Consider the following 19681-nt stretch of genomic DNA (forward strand, 5'->3'; position numbering starts at 1 on the left):
CGCTGCGATGCGCCCAGGATTTCGGACAGGGCCATCAGATTGCTGGAGGCCACGCCGACGGCGCGGCTCGCGTAGATGGCGCGATGTAGTTGAATCATGGGCACTCCTTGTCCGGGCGGTCATAGACCGGACCCATGAAGAAGGCATGACTTGCGTGGACCGTTCCGGGCGGCCACCTATCGGCCATGAGCGAAACCAACTTTCCCGACTGGCACGGCACGACCATCCTGGCGGTGCGCAAGGACGGCCGGACCGTCATCGCCGGCGACGGCCAGGTCTCGATGGGCCCCACGATCGTCAAGGGCGCGGCGCGCAAGGTGCGGACGCTCGCGGGCGGCAAGGTGCTGGCGGGCTTCGCGGGCGCGACGGCCGACGCCTTCACTCTGATCGAGCGGCTGGAAGGCAAGCTGGAGCAGTATCCGGACCAGCTGGCCCGCGCCTGCGTCGACCTGGCCAAGGACTGGCGGACCGACCGCTATCTGCGCCGACTGGAGGCCATGCTGCTGGTCGCCGACAAGGACCAGATCCTCACCGTCACGGGCGTCGGCGACGTGCTCGAGCCGGAGTACGGCGTGGCCGCCGTGGGCTCGGGCGGCAACTTCGCGCTGGCCGCCGCGCGGGCCTTGGTCGAGCATACCGACTTGGATGCCGAGCAGATCGCCCGCAAGGCCATGGCCATCGCGGCCGAGATCTGCGTCTACACCAACGGCAATCTGACGGTCGAAGCCCTGCCCGCGCGATGACGCGGATTTAACGGGACAGCCGGCTCGCCATGGGCCTCAATGGGCGGAACTCGAGAGGGGGAGCGCCCGATGCGCCTTTTGTCCGCCGTCGTCGCCCTGGGCCTGATGGCCGCGCCCGCGCTGGCGCAGGACGCCGCGCCCATCGTGGCGGCCGAGCGCGCCTTCGCCGTCGACGGCCTGACCATGGGCGTCGACGCCTCCTTCCTGAAATGGGCCGAGCCGGACGCGGTGATGATCGCCGGCGGCGCGCCGACCACCGTCACCGCCCTGATGGACCCGAACGCTGTCTTCGATCCGGAGGCAGCCAGCCTGGTCTGGTGGCCGAACTGGGCCGGGATCGCGCGCTCGGGCGAGCTGGGCTTCACCACCGGCGGGGTCGAGGTCGGCGGCGAGCGCCGCGGCCACTACTTCACCATCTGGCGCCGACAGCCCGACGGCGGCTGGAGGTGGGTCTATGACGGCGGAACCGGCGCGGCCTCCGCAGGGGTCCCTGGCCCCGACAGCGAGCCGGTGATCCTGCCAACCGCCACCACCGGCGCGGCCTCGCCCGAAGCGGCGATGGCTGAAGTCCGCGCCGCCGAGGCGGCTCTTGCGACCGCTGCCGCCACCGACCAGGCCGCCGCCCACCTGTCCGTGCTTGCGGACGACGGCCGGCTCTATGTCGCGCCCCTGGCCCCCGCCATCGGCCGCGAGGCCTACGCCGAGGCCCTGGCCGCCTGGCCCGCGACCTTCGCCTTCGGCCCGACGCTGGGCGGCGGGGCCTCGGAAGGCGGCGACCTGGTCTGGACCTACGGCGCCGCCACCTGGACCCGTGAGGGCCAGGAACGCGCCGGCCACTACGTGCGCCTGTGGCAACACCGGCCCGACGGCTGGCGGCTGGTCTTCGCCCAGCTTCTGCCCAACCCGCCGCCAGCCCCTCCCGCCGAGGCCTGAGACGCCCTATCTGCGGGGCATGACTGACCTTTCTCCTCGCGAAATCGTCTCCGAGCTCGACCGCCATATCGTTGGCCAGGACGACGCCAAGAAGGCCGTGGCCGTGGCGCTGCGCAACCGCTGGCGGCGCAAGCGCACGCCCGATGAGCTGCGCGACGAGATCACGCCCAAGAACATCCTGATGATCGGCCCGACCGGCGTCGGAAAGACCGAGATCGCGCGCCGCCTGGCCCGGCTGGCCGGGGCGCCCTTCCTGAAGGTCGAGGCCACCAAGTTCACCGAGGTCGGCTACGTAGGCCGCGACGTCGACCAGATCATGCGCGACCTGGTCGAGGCCGCCATCCTGATGGTGCGTGACCGCAAGCGCGGCGAAGTCCGCGCCAGGGCCGAGGCCGCCGCCGAGGAGCGGCTGCTCGACGCCTTGGTGGGCGCCGGCTCCGGCGCCGCGACCCGCGAGGCCTTCCGCCGCAAGCTGCGCGCCGGCGAGCTCGACGACAGCGACATCGAGCTGCAGCTGGCCGACACCCGCTCGCCGCTGCAGGGGCTGGACATCCCCGGCGGCAACGTCGGGGTGCTCAATCTCGGCGAGATGCTGGGCAAGATGGGCGGGCCGCGCATGAAGGCGGTGCGCATGAAGGTGCGCGAGGCGCACGAGCCCCTGATCGCGGAGGAAAGCGACAAGCTGCTCGACCAGGAGACCCTGACCCAGGAGGCGGTGCGCCTGGCCGAGAGCGAGGGCATCGTCTTCCTCGACGAGATCGACAAGGTGGCGGCCCGCTCCGAGGCCCGCGGCGCCGACGTGTCGCGCGAGGGCGTGCAGCGCGACCTGCTGCCGCTAATCGAGGGCACGACGGTCTCGACCAAGCACGGGCCGGTGAAGACCGACCACGTCCTCTTCATCGCCTCGGGCGCCTTCCACGTGGCCAAGCCGAGCGACCTGCTGCCCGAGCTTCAGGGCCGCCTGCCGATCCGGGTGGAGCTGAAGGCCCTGACCCGCGACGACTTCCGCCGCATCCTGACCGAACCCGAGGCCAATCTTATCGTCCAGCAGCAGGCGCTGATGGCGACGGAGGGCGTCGAGCTGGTCTTCACCGACGACGGGATCGAGGCCTTGGCCGACGCGGCCGTGGCGGTGAACTCGGCCGTCGAGAACATCGGCGCCCGCCGGCTCCAGACGGTTGTCGAAAAGACCCTGGAGGAGCTGAGCTACCGCGCCGACGCCCACTCCGGCCAGACGGTCACCGTCGACGCGGCCCTGGTGCGCGAACGGGTCGGCGACCTTGCGGCCAACGCCGACCTCTCGCGGTTCATCCTCTAGGAGGAGGCTTCCAGCCGGATCCGCGAGGCCTGGGCCTGCACCTGGGCGGCGGTGACCAGACCATTCGCCGCCTCGGGCGCTGTCACCGAAGGCCACATGGCCACCAGCCGGTCGATCTGGGCCCGGGCAGGGGCCAGGCCGGGAGCGCCTTCGGCCACGGCCTGGGCGGCGAGCGCGGCGCCTAGCGCATGCTGGTACTCCACGGGATCAACGGCGCCGTCGACGAGCACCTCGCGGTAAATGCCAGCCGAGATATCGGCGAGCGCGCCGGCGACCACGCCGGGATCGCCGCCGGCTGCGCGGCGGGCGCGCTCAAGTTCAGCGACGGCGGCCTCCAGATCGGCGGCTGAGCCGCTTTCCGCAGCCTGGCGCAGCACAGCCTCGTCGAGGTCGGCGGTGGCGAACTGGGCGACGACGGGATCGTAGACCTCGGCCAGTCCCTGGCCGGCGAGGGCGGCGGCGGCGGCCTCGCCTTCGGCGGGCAGGGCCTCCTGAGCGACCAGGAAGAAGCCGGTCAGGTGCGCGAGGCGCAACGCCAGGAGGCTTTCGGCCGGGACGCCGGCGTAACCCGCTGCGGCGCCGGCCTCTCCGACACCGGCGGACGCGCCGCCCTCGCCTTCGCCGCCTTCGCCTTCACCGCCTTCGCCCTCGCCGGACACGGCGGCCGGGCCGCCTTCGCCGGAACCGGCCTCGCCGCCCGCCTCGCCCTGTTCGGAACAGGCGGCGGTCAGGGTCAGGGCCGCGCCGAGCGTCAGCCAGAGCTTGGGCTTGAAGGACATGGGAGGGTCTCCGTTACGTCGTCGGAGACCCTAAGGCGCGCCGCGCTTATTGCAAGCGGCTCGCAAAATCAGTTGGGGCGTTCGTCGCCGGTCGGCTCGCCCTGATCGTCCGCGGCGGTCTCGGTGCGCTGCTCGTCGGCTTCGGCTGCGAGATCGTCGGTGGCCTGGTCGACTTCCTGGGCGACTTCACGGGCGCCGGCCTCGAGCGCGTCGCCGATCTGGGCGGCCTCTTCCTCGAGCTCTTCACCGGCCTGGGCCGTTTCGGCCTCGGCGTTTTCCTGGTCCGCCTGGGTGCAGGCGGCGACCGCGCCGGCGGTCAGGGCGAAGGCGGCGGCGATGGAAAGAAACGGGCGTGCGCGCGGTTGCATGACGGCGGTCTCCTGAAGCAGTTCCCCGCCGCCCAACGGCTGAGCCCACGACTTGGTTGCGATCAGAGTCCGCCCGACGACCGCGGGATCAGCCCCGGCCGCCCCGTTCGCCCCTCTCGCCGCGCTCTCCCCGTTCCCCGCGCTCGCCGCGGTCTCCCCGCTCGCCCCGCTCACCGCGTTCGCCCTGATACGGGCCGCGTTCGCCGCGACCGCCGTATGGATAGGGCTCGTACAGATCGTAGGCGCAGCCGCTGACGGCCACGCCAAGAACGGCGACGGCTCCGAGGCGGCTCCAGACCTTGGGACGATAGGCGCTCATGGCGACGCTCCTTCCGCTTGCCGGGAACAGGCCGCCGTGCCATCGCGGTCGGCATGCTGACCCTCGGACAGGTGCTCACCCTCGACGATGTGGAGCGGGTGCGCAATGGACTGGCCCGTGCGCCCTTTCGCGACGGCCGGGCCACGGCCGGCCCGACCGCCCGCAAGGTCAAACGGAATCAGCAGGCCGTGGGCGCCGATCCCGAGGTCGAGGCCCTGGCGCGGTTTATCCGTGACGCCCTGCTGCGCCACCCCGTTTTCGCCGCCTATGCGCGGCCGGTCGCCTGGTCGCGGATCATCTTTTCCAGATACGGGCCGGGCGACACCTACGGCCTGCACACCGACGACGCCCAGATGGCTGCTGAGGACGGCGGGCGGCTGCGCACGGACATGAGTTTCACGCTCTTCCTGTCGGATCCTGAGACCTACGAGGGCGGCGCCCTGTTGCTCGACGGGCTCGACGGCGAGCGCGAGCACCGGCCGCAGGCCGGTGACGCGGTCCTTTATGCGACCGGCCGGCTGCACCGCGTGACGCCGGTGACCGCAGGAGAGCGGCTGGCCGCCGTCGGCTGGCTGCAGAGCCTGATCAGGCGCGACGATCAGCGCGAACTGCTGTTCGATCTGGAGCGGGTGCGCGCCGGCCTGCCCGACGGAGAGGCCCGTTTGCTGCTCGACAAGTCGGTCGGCGGACTCCTCCGTCAATGGGGTGAAATCTGATTTGAAAATCGGGGTTTGCTGAGCGTGAAAGTTTCGCGCATGATGCGCAGCTGATCCTTGGGGAACGACCATGTTCATCGCCGCCGCCGTACTGACCCTTCTTGCCGCCGACGCTCAGCCGATCACCAGCTTCGAGCGGCCCGAGACCCCGCGCGAGCGGGAGCAGCGCGAAGAGGACGCCCGCAATCGGGTCACCGAAGGCGAACGCGCCGGCGACGGCGCCACGCCCGATCGCATGATCTGCGACTGGCGCCGCATTCCGGGCAGCAATCGCCGCGAGCGGGTCTGTCAGACCGCCGCTGACCGCCGCGCCACCCGCGACATCGCCCGCGAGACGCTCCAGCAGATGCAGGGCTCGGTCACCGATCCGGTCGGCTGATCGGCCTCAGTCCAGGGCGTAGACCACGCAGGCCTGCTCGGTCAGCACCTGGAAGGGGGGCTGCAGGGTCAGGCTTGAATCGAGATCCGATTGCGAGAGCAGCTCGGACGAGTCGACCAACCCCTCAAGGGTGACTTCCTCTCCGGTGGCCTCTGTCGTCGGCGCCTGGCTTGTGAGGCCTGGACGCGGCATCCGGCTTCCAGTGATCACCACGTCGGTCGCTCGTGGCGCACCCTGGCCATACGACGGCCAGCCCGCAAGCACGTCCGTCTGGCACGCCCGCCCCGAAGGATCGATGACCTGGACCCCGCCGAGCGTGGCGCCGGCGGCCTCGGCGGCGCGCCGCGCGCGCTCTGCGGCGTCACGTACGGCTGCGGTGGCCATCTCGGACTTTACTGAGTTGTCGGGTTCCAGAGTGAAGGTCACGCCGCTCACGGAGTTCGGTCCGGCCGCCAGGATCGCGGCATAGACCCGCTCGAGCACCGCCATGTCACGCACCTGAACCCGGATGGTCGCCGTCGCCTCGTATCGCGCGATCCGATCAGCCCGGGTGTTGTCCCTCAGGATGCCGTCGTCGTCCCGATACTGTTCATAGATCGGAGAGGTCAGGACCGTGGTCTCGACCCGCACGCGGTCGCGGCCATAGGTCTCGAGCGCCTGACTGATGCCTCGGGCGCGTTCAGCCGCCTCGCGGTTCGCGTCCTGAACGTCGCGGGCCAGAATATGGAAGGTCGCCTGGAAACCGGCCCGGTTGGCCGGGACCTCGGTTCGGACGTGTCCGATCGAGGCGATGACCGGCTGTCGCATCCACCAGGGGGCGGGAACATAGACCTCGCCGACGGTCGCCGGCGGGGTCTGGGCCGCCGCCGCTCCCGCAAGTCCGGCGGCGACGATAAACGCGATGATGACTCGAACCGACATGCCCAACCCCGCTGCTGGCCGGGAAGGTTCGCAGTGGGGACGAGCGAGGTAAAGCCCGGATCACCAGGTCCGGCGGATCCGCATGTAGATGAGGGGATCGAAATTCAGGTCCCGCGTTTCGGTGAACAGCAGGGGCGAGGTGTCGCGCGGTCCGGCGTAGACGTCTCGCGTGCGAATGAAATTCCGGCCCGCCAGATTCTGCAGCTCCAGCCGCACCGACAGGTTCGGCCGGGCCCGCCATTCGGCGAACATGTTGTACCAGGTCTCCAGCTCGATGGTCTCGACGGTGTCGAAGCGGAAATAGGTCTCCTCGAAGCCGAGGAAGGCGTTGGCTCCCCACTGCAGGTTCCAGCGCGGCAGGTCCTGGGTGAAGTTGACTTGGCCTTCGAACGGCTGCTGCCCGGAGACGCGGCGCACCTCGCCCGTCGTGGGATCGGTGACCTCGCTGCGGCTCCATTCCAGTTGGGTGCGCAGGCGGCCTCCCGTCACGCCGAGCCGCCCGAGCGGCACGGTCAGATCGACGCTCAGCTCCTGGCCCGTGCCATCGCCGATGTTACCGGGCGCGTCGAACACGTCTGTCGGCGTGAAGATGGGAACGCGGTCCGAGGCGTCGGTGATCTCGCCGTGCGTTACGGTGACGACTAGGGTGCCGTCGTCCCAGAAGCGGCGCTCCCAGGCGGCCTCGAAGATCCAGGTCTTGTCGGGCTCCAGATCGGAGTTGCCCGAGGTGATCACGCCCGTCGAGAAGGCCGCCGAGGAGACGAAGTCGCCGAAGTCCAGCTGGCCGACCTCCCGCTCGATGCGGAAGCGGAACTGGTTCTGCTCGTTCGGCGACCAGGTCAGCAGCGCCCGGGGTTTGGGATAGAAGAAGGACCGCTCGACGCTGGCGTCGCCCGACTGGGTGATCGTTGAAGTTTCCGCGCGGAAGCCCAGCTCAAGGCCCCAGCGGCTGTTGGGTCGCCACGTCGACACGCCGAACAGCTCGCCGCGCAGTTCCTCCACGCGAACGTCGGAAAAGGGCAGGGTGACCGGCGTGCCGTTCTCCGTATAGGTCGTGGCGCTCTCTAGGAAGTTGAAGGCGATCTCGCCGCCAGCCTCGAACGACCAGGTCGGGGTGCGTGTGTACCGCAGGGTCGCGCGGCCGATGGATTCGCCCGAGGTCCCGTCCTCGGTGAACTGGCCCGTATTGGTCCCGTCACTGAATTCGGTGACGAAGTCTGTGCCTCGCAGGCGTTGCAGGCCTACGAGCTCCAGGCGGAACTGCTCGCCGAACGGCCGCTGCCAGTTCAGCCCGAACTCGCCGTTGTTGTTGGAGAACTCGTCCTCGACGATGAGCCCGCCGGGCGTGGGTGAGAAGACCGCATCCTCAAGCGCGAATTCGTAGGTCTCGGTTTGCAGGCGGGTGTTGAGGTTGAGACGGCCGCCCAACAGGGGCTGTTGCCAGACACTGGAGACGGTCAGGCCCCGACCGCCGGCGGTCTCGTCGGAATAGCCGTCGCGGATCAGCGCGCCGGAACCGTCATGCCGTGTGCGCGGACCTTCGCCCGCGCCGTCGTCCACGAAGTTGTAGCCGAGGATCGACCATTCGAAACGCCGGTCGCCCGAAAGAGGGCGTCCGCCTTCGAATCGGATGGCCGGCGTGGTGCGGCCGTCCTGGTACCAGCCCGAGGCGACGGCCAGCAGGGTGTTGCTTCCGGCCCCTGGCACGCGGACGATGTTTACCACCACCGGCTGGCCCTGCATGTCGATGCCGGGGGCGCCGCCGCGGATCAGCTCGACGCGCTGGACCTGGTTGGCCGGGATACGTCGGACGGTTTCTTCAAGCGGCTCGCTCTTGGACGCGGGACGACGACCGTCGATCAGCACATTGCCCGCCGCGCCACCCAGACCGCGCACGTTGTCACCATCGTCGAAGCTGAAGCCCGGCACGCGCTGGACCATGTCCATGGCGGTCTGGGGCTGGGCGTCCGCGAAAAAGGCGGCTTCGAAGACGGTGACGCCTTCGGATCCCGCTGTCGGCGTAGCCGGCGCGGCCGCATCCTGCGCGAACGCCGGCGCAGTCCACACGACAAGCAACCCAGCCGCCGCCGTAGCCAGCCACTTCCGCTTCGACATGATCGTCCTCCCTGTCACGGCACAGGTGCGGCCGACGACGGACGATCTCCAGTTACAAGCGAGACAGGTGGATTAAATCGACTTCATCATCGCGGCGGTTCGTGGGCGAGCCGACTTAACGCTTCCTCATCCGCTCCCTGATTAGATGATCCGGCACATGGCTTGCTCGCCTTTCGGGCGAACGGGCCATGGGGGCCCAGAACGGGACAGCGGAGACGGACCATGACCGCAGAGCACCTGAAGCCGCTCACTTCGATGCGCTTCATGGCCGCCTTTTGGGTGGTCCTGTACCATTACTGGCCCAAGCTTGACCTCGGGGCCGCCACGGGCTGGACGCCGGGCTTCGTGGCCCAGGGCTATCTGGGCGTCGAACTGTTCTTCGTCCTGTCGGGCTTCATCCTCTGCCACGTCTATCTGTCCTCGCTGGGCGAGGGGCGGTTCAACTACGGATCCTTCCTCTGGGCTCGGCTGGCGCGGGTCTACCCGCTGCATCTGGCGACGCTGCTGGGCGTCGGGGCGCTGGCCGCTGCGGCCGCGGTCGCCGGCGTCGCCATCGACTCGAGCATCGTCTCCTGGGCCTCGCTGCCGGCCAACCTGACCATGACCCACGCCTGGGGCCTCTCGCCCGAGGCCGCCTGGAACCATCCCTCCTGGTCGATCTCGGCGGAGTGGTTCGCCTATCTCTGCTTCCCGGCCTTCGCCTGGGCGGCCTGGAAGCTGCGCGAACGTGCGGGTCTGGCGCTGTTGCTGACCACGGCCGGACTCATGGCGACCTATGCGGTGTTCGAAGCGATCGCCGGGTTCAGCCTGACCCAGGCGACGATCCACTGGGGCGCGCTGCGCATCGTGCCCTGCTTCGCCTACGGCTGCGCCGTTTACCTGGCGTGGCGCTCGGGCGGCCTGCGCCGGCCGCTGGGCTTCGTGCTCGCTTCCGTCGCCCTGATCGTGGCGGCGGCGGCGCTGCAGCTCTGGGACGGCGTCACCGTCGCCCTGTTCGGCAGCCTGATCCTGGGGCTCGCCGGCCTGTCCGGCCGCGGCGGCTGGCTGGAGTCCAGGCCCGCCGTCTGGCTCGGCGAGGTGAGCTATTCGGTCTACATGGTCTGCGTGCCTTGGAAGCTGCTGGCCATCAACGGTCTGGCGCGTCTGAACGGCGGATCTGAACAGTTGCCGCTCTGGATGTGGGCGCTGGCGGTTCTGGCCATCGTGCCGATCGCGGGACTCAGCCACCACCTCATCGAGCGGCCGGCGCGCGACGCCATGCGCCGCTTCGCCGAGCGTCGGCGGGCGCGCCGCCTTACGGCTCAGCCTGCGACCTCGTGACGCCTCCTAAACCTTAAGCTTTCCCAGCTAATGTCCCTGTCGGGACGGAACGGCGCGGGAAATCCGGGGCATGCTGAAGACGCTGAGCGGCGCCGCCATGGCGGCGATGGTGGCCTTGTCGTCGCTGGGTCTGGCGACAGCGGTCCAGGCTCAGGACGTCTATTATCAGTGCGTCCGCTTCGCACGTGAGTTCTCCGGCATCCAGATCTTCGGCGACGCTCACACCTGGTGGGGTCAGGCGCAGGGCGAATACCGCACCGGTCGCCAGCCGGAAGTCGGCGCCGTGCTCGTCTTTCGGCCGACCGGCCGCATGACGCGCGGCCACGTCGCGGTGGTCAGCAACATCCTCACCGAGCGGGTCGTGCGCATCAGCCACGCCAACTGGGGCGGCAGCCGAGGCCGCATCGAGCGCGACGTGACGGTGGTCGACGTGTCCCCTGACAACGACTGGAGCCAGGTCCGCGTCTGGCACAATCCGTCCGACGACCTCGGCGTCAGCGTCTATCCGACCTACGGCTTCATCTATCAGCCCACCCAGGAAGGCGTTCAGCGCGTCGCCCTGGCTTCGGAAGGCGCCCAGTCCTTTACCCTGGCGGCCGTGATCACGGGCGCGATGGCCGGCGGCCAGCCCTAGCCGAGAGCCTCGGCCAGCGCGGCGCGGGCGGTGTCCGGCATCACCATCGGGAAGAAGTGCGTGCCCCCGCTCACGGTCCGCACCGTCAGGTCCTTGCGCCGCCGCACGTGCTGCTCCGCGACCGCGCAGGTCGAGCCGTGTTCGCCCTTCCAGATGGCGATGGGACGACCCACGCGCTTCAGCGCGCCCCAGGTGTCGTTGGCCTGGGCTCCGTAGCCTGAGGATTCCCACGCGGGATCGGCGCGCAGTTCGACGCCGCCGTCCGCCGTCGGCTGGAATCCGTGCCGGACATAGGCCTCGAGCGTCTCGGCGGGCCAGTCCCTGAAGGCGCCCCGTCCCTGATAGGCCCGGATGGCCTCGGCCTCTCCCGCGAACCGGCGGCGGCGTTTAAGGGTCGCGGCCACCCAGGGATGGCGGCGCGCCGCCAGCCCGACCAGCGGCAGGCGCATCGCGGCCGCGGCCGGCCGCGGCAGGATCACCGGATCGAGCAGGACCAGGTTGCGCACACGCTCCGGCGCCCTGGCCGCCGCCAGCAGCGCGACCGTGCCGCCCATGGAATGCCCCGCCACCGTCGCCGGACCTGCGTTCAGGTCGGCGAGCAGGCGCAGGACGTCGTCGCGCATGTCGGACCAGTTCCGCCGTCCGCGCGGCTCGGCGGCGAGCGCCGTTTGGCCGTGTCCCCGCAGATCGGGAACGACGACCCGCGCGCTTTTCGCCAGCGGCGCCAGCATCGGCAGATAGGTTCCGGCGTTGAAGCCGTTGGCGTGCAGGAAGACGAGCGTGCGCTGGCCCCGGCCGAAGTCGAAGCCGGCCATGCCGCCGCCAATGTCCGGCCGCATCGCCGGCGCGTCTGAAGTGGATGCCATGCGTCGTCCCGGGGAGGAGGTCGCCGTCTTAGCCGTTCCGGCCTCAGGCCGCCATCACGCCGGGATCGAGTTCGGCGTGGGACAGGTTCGCCCGGTCGAAGCTGGCGCCTTCGGTCTCGGCCTCGATCAGGCGGGCGCGGGTCAGGTCGGCGCCCGAGAGATCGGCACGCTTCAGGCAGGCGCGCGTCAGATCGGCGCGCACCACGCGGCCCTGGCCCACGTCCAGCGGCCCCAGCTTGGCGCCGGTCAGGTCGGCGCGGGTCAGCAGCGCCTCCCGCAGCTTGGCGCCGCGCAGGTCGGCGCCGGTCAGACGCACGTTCCTGAGATCGGCCCCCGTCAGGTCCGCGCCCTGAAGCTGGGCGCCCGTGAGGTCCATGCCGAAGAAGATGGAGCGCGGCGCGTTGAGCGCGGTCAGCTGGGCGCCGGTCAGCCGCCCTGCGGCTCGGAAATCCACGCCCTCGCCCCGGAAGAAGGCGCCGTCCAGCCCGCCACTGTCGCACCAGGCGACGTGGTCGCGGATCAGCTCCTGCAGCGGCTTGTCGTCAATGAAGACGACGGGCGGCGGCGCCTTAAGCGCGCCTTCCATGTCCGCGTCCTTCAGCGAGGCAGAGGCCAGATCGGCGCCGGCCAGCATGGCGCTACGCAGCGACGCGCCGGTCAGGTCCGCCTGGGAGAGATCGGCTCCGGACAGGTCGGCGCGGTCCAGGCGCGCGTTCTTGAGCCGTGCGCCGCTGAGCACCGCCCCCGCCAGCTTGGCGTCCCGGAAGTCGGCGGCGATGGCGGTGAGGTCGCCCATCTGCGCGCCCTCGAGGTTGGCGCCCGCCAGGATGGCGTAGTTCAGTTCGCCGGCCTGCTTCTCATGGGTCAGGATCTGGAAACCGTCCTTGCGGTTCTGCACGGCCGTTCGCCCTTCGCGCAGGTCGCAGTTCATCAAGTCGGCGTTGGTCAGGTTCGCGCCCCTCAGGCAGGCGCCGCGCAGGTCGGCGCGCACCAGGCTGGCGTCGCGCAGGTCGGCGTCCCTCAGGTCCGCGCCGAAGAGTACCGCGGCGTCGAGCCTGGCGGACCGCAACAGCACCCCGCTGAGGCGGGCGCCCGTCAGGTCGGCCTCGCGCAGGTCCGCGCCCTCCAGGGCCAGGCTGGACAGGTCGTGGTAGGCGAGGTTCGCCCGCTTGGCGCCCGGCTCACGCCGGACATAACGCCCGTGCGCTTCCAGCGCGGCCTGGAGCGCGGTCCGGTCGATGGTCTTGATGAGTTTGGCTTGCACGCGTGTCTCCCGTCCGGAGGCTGGCACGCGTCGCTTAAGCAACCGTTCCCGTCAGGGCGCCGCGCAGGCCGGACAGCGTCCGTGGGCCTCGATCGTCACTCGGTCCAGCACATAGCCGCGCGAGGTCGCGCTTTCGGTCAGATCGAGCGCCCCGGTCTCGATCTCGCGCGTGTCTCCGCAGCAGTCGCAGATCAGAAAGGCCGCGGCATGTGCGCCTTCGTCCCGGGCGCAGGCCACATAGGCCGAGATGGAGGCGATCCGGTGCGCCATGCCGGAGCGCTCAAGGAAGTCGAGGGCCCGGTAGACGGTGGGTGGCTTGGCGGCCTCACCGTCCGCTCCAAAGGCGGCGATCAGGTCATAGGCCTTTATCGGTTGCCCGGCCTGGAGAAGCAGTTCCAGAACCCGCCTGCGTGGCGCCGTCAGCCGCTCGCCTGTCTCAACGCATCGCCGCTCGGCCCGATCCAGGGCGGTCTGGAGAGCGGCGCCGCCGAGGCCGTGGGCCCCAGCCTCGGAGTGGGCGCAGGCAAGAGACATGACCATCAGCTAATCGCCGGCGCCACATCCGGCAAGGCTTGACCTCCTGTGATGTTATTTCATAACACACACGCAGTGGAGACCTCAGTCATGCGTCACGTCCAAACCCTTCTGCTGACGACCAGCATCATCGCCGTTGGGGCGCCCGCACTGGCCCAGTCCGGGCAGGCGGCTCCCGACCAGCCTACGCGGGTCGAGGAGATCGTCATCACGGGCGTTCCCTATGGAGTGACCCGCCGCGCGACGACCCTGGCGCTTGAGGTGCTGGACGAAGAGGAGCTGGCGACGGCGCCGCCGGCCACCCTGGGCGACGTCGTCAACGGCCTGCCGGGCGTGCGCTCGACGTCGTTCGCCGCCGGCGCCAGCCGCCCGGTCATCCGTGGCCTGGCCGGACCGCGGGTGCTGGTGCTGAACAATGGCGTTGGCCTTATCGACGCCAGCGCCCTGTCGCCTGACCATCAGGTGGCGGCCGATCCTGCCGACGCCAGCCGCATCGAAATTCTACGTGGTCCCTCGACCCTGGCCTATGGCGGGACGGCCATCGGCGGCGTGGTCAATGTGATCGACGACCGTATTCCCGAAGAGGCGCCGGAGGGCGGTTTCGACGGGCGGCTATCCGCCCAGACCACCAGCGTCGACGACGGCTGGGCCGTCGGTGGGGGCCTCGCGGCCGTCGCGGGCCCACTGGTCTTTACGCTCGAAGGCCAGCGACGCGAGGCCGGCGACTACGACATCCCCGCGCCGGCCGAATCCCGCCGCCAGCTCGAGGCTGAGGGCGAGGAGCTGGAGAGCCTCAAGGGCACGACGCTCGAGAACAGCTTCTCCAACCTCTCCACCTATGGCGGGGGAGTAAGCTGGATCGGCGGCAATGGCTTCGTCGGACTGTCCGTCCGGCGCACTGAGTCCGATTATGGTGTCCCGGGTCATGCCCATCACCATGAGGAGGACGAGGACCACGACGATGCCCCGCTGTTCGCCCCCGGTGACGAAGAGGAAGAGGCCGTCACCATCGATCTGGTGCAGACCCGCTATGACGTGCGTGGCGGCTGGGACCTGAACTGGGGTCCCTTCGAGCGGCTCAGGATCACGGGCGGCTTCGCAGATTATCAGCATACGGAGTTCGAGGGCGACCAGGTCGGCACCCAGTTTCTATCCGAGGGCTGGGAAGGCCGCGCCGAACTCGTCCAGGCGCCGCAAGACGGCTGGCGCGGCGCGGTGGGCGTGCAGGCCCTGCGACGCGACCTCGACGCCGTAGGTGACGAAGCCTACGTGCCCCAGACCCAAGTCACCGAGTTCGGAGCCTTCGCCCTTCAACGCCTGGATCGGGGCCGCTTCGGCGTCGAAGGAGGTCTGCGGCTCGATTCCAGGGAGCTCGATTCCGTCGCCGGCCAGCGTGACTTCAGCAACGTCTCGGGCTCGCTCGGCCTGTTTTTCCGCCCCACGCCGGACTGGTTCGTCGGCGTCAGCGTGGCCCGCAACGGCCGGGCCCCGACCGAAGCCGAACTCTTCGCGGATGGCCCGCACGTCGCCACGCGCGCCTATGAGGTCGGCGACGCAAGCCTCGATTCCGAGACCGTGACCTCGCTGGAAGGCACGCTGCACTTCGATCGCGGCCCCTTCAGCCTGGATCTGCACCTTTTCCACGCCCGCTATGACGGCTTTATCGACCTGAGGCCAACTGGGGCCGAGGAGGACGAGCTGCCGGTCTTCGCCTATGTGCAGACCGACGCAGAGTTCTCGGGCTTCGAGGCCGAGACGGCCTACCGGCTATGGGACGAGGGCGAGCGCCGTACGCTCGATCTTGAGCTGGCCGCTGACTATGTGCGTGGCTCCACGGACCTCGGTCCGCCGGCGCGGATTCCTCCGTGGTCGATAGCGGCCCGCGCCGAGATGGCGCTGGACAGCTGGACGGGCCGGCTGGAGCTGCGCGAGGTGGGCGAACAGGACCGGGTCACGGACTTCGAGCTGCCGACCGACGGCTACCGCACGTTGAACGCCTTCCTGTCCTGGGCGCCGGATCCGGAGCAGGGCCTGCTGATCTATGTCGAGGGACGCAACCTGAACGACGCAGAGATCCGCGAGCACGCCTCCTTCCTAAAGGATCTGGCGCCGTCGCCGGGCCGGAACGTGCGGGTCGGGGTGGTCTACAGATTCTAGTCCTGAGAGACTGCGGTTTGCTCGCCCGGGCGCGCTGGGCTAGAAGCGCGCCTCCATTCTTCTCGAGCCCCATCAGGACTCCATGACCGACTCGCCGCTCGCCAATCAGATCTCCGGCAATGTGCTCTTCTACAAGCAGCCGGAGCCGCTAACGCCCGAGCACCACTCCGGCCTCGGCGTGAAGCGCGTGGATCATCCCTTCGCCTTCGTTCAGGGCTCGCACATCGTGCCGCTGACGGTCGGTGAGTTCGCGCCCGCGGCCCTGTCCTATCCGATCGTCTTCGTCGGTGAGCCCAAGACCCCGCTGGCCGTCATGGGCCTGCGCCAGGGCGAGAACCTGTACATGACGCCGCAGGGCGACTTCCGGCCCGACGTCTACATCCCGGGCTACGTCCGCCGTTATCCGTTCATCTACGCCAACGAGCAGGGCTCTGACCGGATGATCCTGTGCGTGGACCGCCAAGCCGACTTCGTCACCGACAAGTTCGACGTCGCCTTCTTCGAGGACGGCAAGCCGACCGAGTACACCCAGAACTGCGTCAAGTTCTGCAACGACTTCGAGACCGAGCGCCAGCGCACGACCTCGTTCGTCCAGCTGCTGGAAGAGAACGACCTGTTCGACCAGCGAACGGCCAACTTCACGCCGCGCAATCCGGACGGTTCGGCCGGCCAGCCGCAGAAGATCGCCGACTACTTCGCCGTCTCGGAAGAAAAGCTGGCCAAGCTGTCGCAGAAGAAGCTGGCTGAACTTCGCGACAACGGCGCGCTCGGCCAGATCTACGCGCACCTGAACTCGCTGCTTGGCTGGGACCGCCTGATCGCGGTCGCCATGGACCAGGCCGCGCGCCAGCCGGCCGCCGCGAACGCCTGAGGCCAGGGCCAGGGATTGAAGATAGGGACGAGAGCGCAGCCTCTCGTCCCTTTTTCTTTGCGCGTTAGCGCCTGAGGAACACCGCCCGGGTCAGGCAGGAGAAGACCAGCCGCCCGGCCTCGTCCAGAAGGTCCTGCTGGGCGATGATGACCCCACGCTCGTCCCCAACCGGGTCCTTGCCCATGACGGTCAGCCGACCGCGCAGCAGTTCGCCCGCGGGCGGGGTGCGGGCGAAGCGCAGGGCGTCGATGGCCAGGGATTTGGTCCTCGCCCAGGACTTGGCGCACTCGGTCTCCAGCTTGCACCAGAGCGCATAGACCATGGCGTCCGGCGCACCGTGGGCCGCGTCCCAGTTGGGCGCGAAGCGGCGCGAGAACTCGGCGATGGCCTCGGCGTCGACGGCGCAGGCGCCCAGGGACACGACCTGGCCGACCTCCAGGTCGTCGAAATGGGTGAGGAATTCGTCGCTCACGGCTCCTCCGAGACGCGGACCAGCAGCTTGCCGTCGTGGGCGCCGGTGAACAGCCGGTTCAGCGATCCGACCGCGCCCTCCAGGCCGTCGTCGACGTGGACCTTCCACTTGATGCGGCCGTCGGCGACCCAGGGGCCCATCTCAGCCCACATCTCCTTGGCCCGCGGCGCATAGTCGAGCACCAGGAAGCCCTGGATGCGCAGGCGATGGGTGATGATCCGCGCCAGATTCGGCGCGCGCGGGGCCGAGGTCGCATTGTAGGCCGAAATCATGCCGCAGACGGCCATGCGGCCGTGCACCTTCAGGCGGTTCCAGACGGCGTTCATGATGTCGCCGCCGACGTTCTCGAAGTTCATCTCCACGCCATCGGGTGCAAGACGATCAAGCGCCGCTCCGACATCCTCGCCCTTGTAGTCGATGGCTGCGTCGAACCCGAGCTCGTCGGTCAGCCAGCGGCACTTCTCGGGCCCGCCGGCGATGCCGATGACCCGCGCGCCGCGCTGCCTGGCGACCTGACCCGCGATGGAGCCCACCGCGCCGGCGGCCGCCGAGATCACCAGGGTCTCACCCGCGATGGGCTTGAGCACGTCGGTCACGCCGAAATAGGCGGTCATGCCGGTCATGCCCATGACGCTGAGGTTAGCCGTCAGGGGCAGGCCGGGAATGCGTGGCGAGGGGCGCACGCCGCTCTCGTGCGCCACGGTGTACAGCGACCATCCGCCCTGCAGCGGCGTGACGATGTCGCCTTCCTTGTAGCGTTCGGACTTCGACGCCTCGACCACGCCCAGCGTCAGCCCGCGCATCACGTCGCCCAGGCCCACCGGCGGCAGATAGCCCTCGGCGTCGTTCATCCAGGTGCGATTGGTGGGATCCAGCGACAGATAGACGGTGCGGATGAGGACCTCGCCGTCGTTCAGGTCCGGAACCGGCGCCTCCACCAGCTCGAGGTCGCTGTCCTGGACCTCGCCGCGCGGCCTCTGGCGCAGCACCCACCGGCGGTTCATCGGCATGTTCGGCCCTCCGTCCTCAATCCAGACCTTATTGCGCGCCAAAACGCCCCCTTGTCGAGCCGGGCCGGATGGGGGAACGGAACAGCCATGCTTCAGCGCCTCCTGGCCCTCCTGTTCCTGGCCGTCGCCGTGCTGGCCTCGCCCGCCGCCGCCCAGGGTGTCGACACCGGCCATCTGCAGGCCCAGCTGGTGCACCAGACGCAATGGGCCGCCCCGGGCTCGACCGTCCACATCGCGCTTGTTCAGGACATCGACGAGGGCTGGCACACTTACTGGACCAATCCCGGCGACACGGGCCAGGCGACCGCGCTGGACTGGACGCCAGCGCCGGGCGTGCGGATTGGCGAGCCCGTCTGGCCGACGCCGGAACGCATCCTGACCGAGGCGGGCGCCGACCGCTTCATGTCCTATGCCTATCAGGGCCGGGTCGTGACGCCGGTCCCGGTCGAGGTCCCCGCCTGGGCCCGGCCGGGCGACAGCCTGAATATCCAGGTCGCGGCCACCTTCTACGTCTGCAGCGACACCCTGTGCATCCCCGAAGACGCCCGGCTGTCTCTGGAGCTGCCGGTGCGCGAGGGCCGTCCGCCGCTCGACGGACGCTGGGGCTCGGTCATCAGCCAGACGCTGGCCGCCGCGCCCCAGCACGGCGCCGTCGAGGCCACGGCCATGCTGACCGGTGGGGTCCTGACCCTGTCCTTCGCGGGCGAGGACCTGGCCGAAATCGACGCCGACGGCGCCTATTTCCTGCCGGCGGAGGCGGGGGTGATCCATCAGGCGGCCGTCCAGCGCGTCGAGCGCGGGACGCGCGGCCTGACCCTGTCGGTGCCCGTCAACGAGCGGCTGCTGGTCCTGACCCGACCCATCGAAGGGGTGCTGGCGACCCGCGCGGGGAGCTGGCGGGTGTCCGCCGAACCGGGGCGGCCGCTGCCCGGCTCGACCGGACGCGGCCCGGCCGAACCCGCCCCGCTGCAGGGCGCGCTCGGCCAGCCGGCGGGCGGACTCGGCGCCCTGCAGGCGCTCGCCTTCGCCTTCCTCGGCGGCTTGATCCTCAACATCATGCCCTGCGTCTTTCCGATCCTGTCGATGAAGGCGGCCAGCCTCGCCAAGGCGGCGGCGCGGCCGGCTTCGGCGCGTCTTGAGGGCCTGGCCTTCCTGGCCGGAGTGCTCGCGACCTTCCTCGTCCTGGCCGGCCTGCTGCTCGTGCTGCGGGCGGGCGGAGAGGCCATCGGCTGGGGCTTCCAGCTGCAGAGCCCCGCCGTAGTCGCCGTGCTGGCGCTGGTCATGCTGGCGGCCGGGCTGAACCTGTCGGGCCTCTATCACGTGGGCGCCTCGGCCCAGCGCCTTGGGCAGGACGCCGCCGCCAGCCTCGAAGGACCGCTCGCGCGGCTGCGTCCCTGGGCGGGCTCGGCGCTGACCGGCGTGCTGGCCGTGGTGGTCGCCGCCCCCTGCACGGCGCCCTTCATGGCTGCGGCCATCGGCTACGCCGTGACCCAGCCGGCCTGGCTGGCGCTGGCGGTCTTCGCCGCGCTCGGCCTCGGCTTCGCGGCGCCGTTCGTGCTCATCAGCTTCACGCCTCGCCTGCTGCGCGCCCTGCCGCGCCCCGGCCCTTGGCTGGGCCGCGCCAAGGCCGTGCTGGCCCTGCCGATGTACGGCGCGGCGATGTGGCTGGCGTGGGTGTTCCTGCGCCAGGCGGGGGCGGGTCCGACGGCCTGGCTGGCGGTGGCGGCGCTCGGCGCGGGCCTTGCCCTCTGGCTCTATGGCCGGCGTCAGACCGCCGAGATGGAAGGCTGGAGGCGCCCGCCGGCGGCGGCCGTCATCGCCGGGGTCGCCGTCCTGGCGGTCGCGGGCCCGGCCCAGGCCCCCCGGGGCCCCCCCGCCGCCCGGTCCTCCAACGACGCTCCCCCCCCCGCCCCGCCCCGGGCCCCCCCCGCCCGCGGCCAGGCCCCGGGGGGGGGGCCGGGG

General features: G+C 70.1%; 20 protein-coding genes. 10 read left to right on the plus strand and 10 right to left on the minus strand.

Features of this window, described 5'->3' with window-relative positions; translation table 11 throughout:
- Positions 1–185 precede the first annotated feature (185 nt).
- The 3 genes from hslV to hslU all read left to right on the plus strand — a co-directional run bounded on the left by hslV (position 186) and on the right by hslU (position 2994).
- Complete coding sequence (gene hslV, locus Q0M60_RS08330) at positions 186–743, plus strand: ATP-dependent protease subunit HslV (RefSeq protein WP_296818186.1); 558 nt, start codon at positions 186–188, stop codon at positions 741–743.
- A gap of 69 nt (positions 744–812) precedes the next feature.
- Complete coding sequence (locus Q0M60_RS08335) at positions 813–1676, plus strand: DUF4440 domain-containing protein (RefSeq protein WP_296818188.1); 864 nt, start codon at positions 813–815, stop codon at positions 1674–1676.
- A 19-nt stretch (positions 1677–1695) separates the two neighbouring features.
- Positions 1696–2994 carry an ATP-dependent protease ATPase subunit HslU gene (gene hslU / locus Q0M60_RS08340; protein WP_296818190.1) on the plus strand — a complete coding sequence of 433 codons (1299 nt, stop codon included), beginning with the start codon at positions 1696–1698 and terminating at the stop codon, positions 2992–2994.
- Here hslU and Q0M60_RS08345 read toward each other — a convergent pair.
- The 3 genes from Q0M60_RS08345 to Q0M60_RS08355 form a co-directional block, all read right to left on the minus strand.
- Positions 2991–3773 carry a hypothetical protein gene (locus Q0M60_RS08345; protein WP_296818192.1) on the minus strand — a complete coding sequence of 261 codons (783 nt, stop codon included), beginning with the start codon at positions 3771–3773 and terminating at the stop codon, positions 2991–2993. The two genes, hslU and Q0M60_RS08345, sit on opposite strands and share 4 nt — an antisense overlap.
- A 68-nt stretch (positions 3774–3841) precedes the next feature.
- Complete coding sequence (locus Q0M60_RS08350; RefSeq protein WP_296818194.1) at positions 3842–4141, minus strand: hypothetical protein; 300 nt, start codon at positions 4139–4141, stop codon at positions 3842–3844.
- Positions 4142–4229: 88 nt separating this feature from the next.
- Complete coding sequence (locus Q0M60_RS08355) at positions 4230–4460, minus strand: hypothetical protein (RefSeq protein WP_296818196.1); 231 nt, start codon at positions 4458–4460, stop codon at positions 4230–4232.
- A gap of 53 nt (positions 4461–4513) precedes the next feature.
- On the opposite strand from Q0M60_RS08355, the gene Q0M60_RS08360 reads away from it, so the two are divergent.
- Together Q0M60_RS08360 and Q0M60_RS08365 are read left to right on the plus strand one after the other, a co-directional pair.
- Positions 4514–5176, plus strand: coding sequence for a Fe2+-dependent dioxygenase (locus tag Q0M60_RS08360; protein WP_296818198.1), 663 nt, complete (start codon positions 4514–4516; stop codon positions 5174–5176).
- A 70-nt stretch (positions 5177–5246) separates the two neighbouring features.
- Positions 5247–5555, plus strand: a complete 309-nt coding sequence (locus Q0M60_RS08365) for a hypothetical protein (protein ID WP_296818200.1) — start codon at positions 5247–5249, stop codon at positions 5553–5555.
- Positions 5556–5561: 6 nt separating this feature from the next.
- Here the strand turns inward: Q0M60_RS08365 and Q0M60_RS08370 are convergent, their stop codons facing one another.
- Together Q0M60_RS08370 and Q0M60_RS08375 are read right to left on the minus strand one after the other, a co-directional pair.
- A complete protein-coding gene (locus Q0M60_RS08370; protein ID WP_296818202.1) occupies positions 5562–6476 on the minus strand; it encodes an SIMPL domain-containing protein in 915 nt (304 codons plus the stop codon).
- A 60-nt stretch (positions 6477–6536) separates the two neighbouring features.
- Complete coding sequence (locus Q0M60_RS08375; RefSeq protein WP_296818204.1) at positions 6537–8591, minus strand: TonB-dependent receptor; 2055 nt, start codon at positions 8589–8591, stop codon at positions 6537–6539.
- A 222-nt stretch (positions 8592–8813) separates the two neighbouring features.
- On the opposite strand from Q0M60_RS08375, the gene Q0M60_RS08380 reads away from it, so the two are divergent.
- Together Q0M60_RS08380 and Q0M60_RS08385 are read left to right on the plus strand one after the other, a co-directional pair.
- The gene (locus tag Q0M60_RS08380; protein WP_296818206.1) at positions 8814–9911 is read left to right on the plus strand and encodes an acyltransferase; all 1098 of its coding nucleotides are present in this window, start codon (positions 8814–8816) and stop codon (positions 9909–9911) included.
- A gap of 70 nt (positions 9912–9981) precedes the next feature.
- Entirely contained in the window at positions 9982–10545 is a 564-nt protein-coding gene (locus tag Q0M60_RS08385) for a CHAP domain-containing protein (RefSeq protein ID WP_296818207.1), read from the plus strand.
- Here the strand turns inward: Q0M60_RS08385 and Q0M60_RS08390 are convergent.
- The 3 genes from Q0M60_RS08390 to Q0M60_RS08400 are packed head-to-tail and all read right to left on the minus strand — an operon-like array spanning position 10542 to position 13209.
- Complete coding sequence (locus Q0M60_RS08390; RefSeq protein WP_296818209.1) at positions 10542–11411, minus strand: alpha/beta hydrolase; 870 nt, start codon at positions 11409–11411, stop codon at positions 10542–10544. The two genes, Q0M60_RS08385 and Q0M60_RS08390, sit on opposite strands and share 4 nt — an antisense overlap.
- 43 nt (positions 11412–11454) lie before the next feature.
- A complete protein-coding gene (locus Q0M60_RS08395) occupies positions 11455–12675 on the minus strand; it encodes a pentapeptide repeat-containing protein (protein ID WP_296818211.1) in 1221 nt (406 codons plus the stop codon).
- A gap of 51 nt (positions 12676–12726) precedes the next feature.
- Complete coding sequence (locus Q0M60_RS08400) at positions 12727–13209, minus strand: Fur family transcriptional regulator (protein WP_296818222.1); 483 nt, start codon at positions 13207–13209, stop codon at positions 12727–12729.
- A gap of 90 nt (positions 13210–13299) precedes the next feature.
- On the opposite strand from Q0M60_RS08400, the gene Q0M60_RS08405 reads away from it, so the two are divergent.
- Both Q0M60_RS08405 and Q0M60_RS08410 read left to right on the plus strand, forming a co-directional pair.
- Positions 13300–15366, plus strand: coding sequence for a TonB-dependent receptor (locus Q0M60_RS08405; RefSeq protein ID WP_296818213.1), 2067 nt, complete (start codon positions 13300–13302; stop codon positions 15364–15366).
- A gap of 82 nt (positions 15367–15448) precedes the next feature.
- On the plus strand, positions 15449–16237 hold the full coding sequence (locus tag Q0M60_RS08410; protein WP_296818215.1) for a SapC family protein: 789 nt from the start codon (positions 15449–15451) through the stop codon (positions 16235–16237).
- A 64-nt stretch (positions 16238–16301) separates the two neighbouring features.
- Here Q0M60_RS08410 and Q0M60_RS08415 read toward each other — a convergent pair whose 3' ends face one another.
- Together Q0M60_RS08415 and Q0M60_RS08420 are read right to left on the minus strand one after the other, a co-directional pair.
- Entirely contained in the window at positions 16302–16709 is a 408-nt protein-coding gene (locus Q0M60_RS08415) for an acyl dehydratase (RefSeq protein ID WP_296818217.1), read from the minus strand.
- On the minus strand, positions 16706–17719 hold the full coding sequence (locus tag Q0M60_RS08420; RefSeq protein WP_296818219.1) for an NADP-dependent oxidoreductase: 1014 nt from the start codon (positions 17717–17719) through the stop codon (positions 16706–16708). Before Q0M60_RS08420 ends, Q0M60_RS08415 begins: the two co-directional genes overlap by 4 nt.
- An 87-nt stretch (positions 17720–17806) precedes the next feature.
- Between Q0M60_RS08420 and Q0M60_RS08425 the strand changes: the two genes are divergently transcribed.
- The coding region (locus tag Q0M60_RS08425) for a protein-disulfide reductase DsbD domain-containing protein (RefSeq protein WP_296818220.1) at positions 17807–19681 on the plus strand (1875 nt) is incomplete at its 3' end.

This window comes from Brevundimonas sp., from assembly GCF_024711105.1.
In the GTDB taxonomy this organism is placed as follows: Bacteria; Pseudomonadota; Alphaproteobacteria; order Caulobacterales; family Caulobacteraceae; genus Brevundimonas.